Origin of the sequence: Sulfitobacter sp. HI0129 (assembly GCF_001635395.1) — a bacterium.
GTDB lineage: Bacteria > Pseudomonadota > Alphaproteobacteria > Rhodobacterales > Rhodobacteraceae > Sulfitobacter.
The window spans coordinates 1-1,605 of record NZ_LWGH01000581.1 but is presented as its reverse complement, the minus strand read 5'-3'; the positions used below and the strand labels follow the sequence as shown (position 1 = coordinate 1,605).

2 protein-coding genes are annotated in these 1,605 nt (G+C 65.9%); both read right to left on the bottom strand.

Translation table 11 applies throughout. From position 1 onward, the window contains the following. Positions 1–29 precede the first annotated feature (29 nt). Complete coding sequence (locus A3764_RS15585; protein WP_067921065.1) at positions 30–1,268, bottom strand: aspartate kinase; 1,239 nt, start codon at positions 1,266–1,268, stop codon at positions 30–32. Between the two features lie 113 nt (positions 1,269–1,381). Next, positions 1,382–1,605: DUF1178 family protein (locus A3764_RS15580; protein WP_150122218.1), on the bottom strand; the 224-nt coding region annotated here is incomplete at its 5' end.

The following is a 1,605-nucleotide window of genomic DNA, read 5'->3' as shown; positions in this document are numbered from 1 at the left end:
GGGGGGCCGCCGCGGGCGGGCGCGGGGCTTCAGGCCGCCTTGTGCAATTCGAACGCGTCGTGCAACGCCTGCACGGCCAGTTCCATGTACTTGCGGTCAATAAGGACGGAGATCTTGATCTCCGACGTGGTGATGACCTTGATGTTGATACCTTCGCCCGACAGGACCTGGAACATCTTCGCGGCGACGCCCGTGTGGCTGCGCATGCCGATGCCCACGACGCTGACCTTGGCGACATCGGTGTCGGCGATCAGTTCCTGATAGTTGATCACCCCGTCGGAGGAGGCTTTCTCCATCGCCTTTTCCGCACGCATTACCTGATCGACGGGGCAGGACCACGTCATGTCGGTGCGCCCCTCTTCGGAGATGTTCTGCACGATCATGTCCACGTTCACGCCCGCATCGCTGAGCGCGGTGAAGATGGCGGCGGCGATGCCGGGCCGGTCGGCGACCGATACCAGCGTCATCTTGGCTTCGTCCCGGCTGAAGGCCACACCGGCCACAACGTTGCTTTCCATGATTTCCTCCTCGTCGCAAACGAGCGTTCCGGCCTCGTCCGACTGTTCCTCGAAACTGCTCAGCACCCGCAGCTTGACCTTGTAGCGCATGGCCAGCTCGACCGACCGGGTCTGCAGCACCTTGGCCCCGAGAGAGGCCAGTTCCAGCATCTCCTCGAAGGCGATCTTGTCCAGCTTGCGCGCCTTCGACGTGATCCGCGGATCGGTGGTATAGACCCCGTCCACATCGGTGTAGATGTCGCAGCGCTCCGCCCCGAAGGCGGCGGCGAAGGCCACGGCGGTGGTGTCGGACCCGCCCCGGCCCAGCGTGGTGATCCGGCCCTCGGGGCTCACCCCCTGGAAACCGGCCACCACGGCGACGCGCATGCCTTGGGCGAATTTCGCGTTGATGTTGTCGGCGGGGATTTCCTCGATCCGGGCGGCGGAATGGGCCGACGTAGTCTTGACCGGCACCTGCCAGCCCTGCCACGACCGGGCGGGCACGTCCATTTCCTGCAGCGTCAGCGCCATCAGCCCGGCGGTCACGTTCTCGCCCGAGGACACGACCGCATCGTATTCGCGCGCGTCGTACATCGGTGACGTCTCGTTCACCCAGCCGACAAGCTCGTTCGTCTTGCCTGACATGGCCGATACGATGACGATGACGTCATAGCCCTTTGCAACCTCCACGCCCACGCGTTTCGCCGCGCGACGGATCCGGTCCAGTGTGGCGACCGAGGTGCCCCCGAATTTCATGACCAGTACAGGCATCGACCCTCTCGCCCTTGATACGGGGCGGGGTTTAGGCGCAAACCCGCCGCGCCGCAAGACCGGCGCCGTTTGGCTGCGAAAATACCGCGGCGGCGCGGGCCGTTACGCGCGGGTCAGGACAGTTTGCGCCGGGGCCGGAACGGCAGGGGCAGCACGGGCACCCCGTCTTCCAGCAGGCTGCGCGCCTCGGCGGGCTTGGTATCGCCGTAGATGGCGCGCTGCGGCAGGTCACCCAGATGCATGGCGCGGGCCTGCCGGGCGAATTCGCCGCCGACGTAATCGGCGTTCTCTTCGACCTTGCGGCGCAACTCCCGCAGGGCTTTCTCGACCTCGGGGC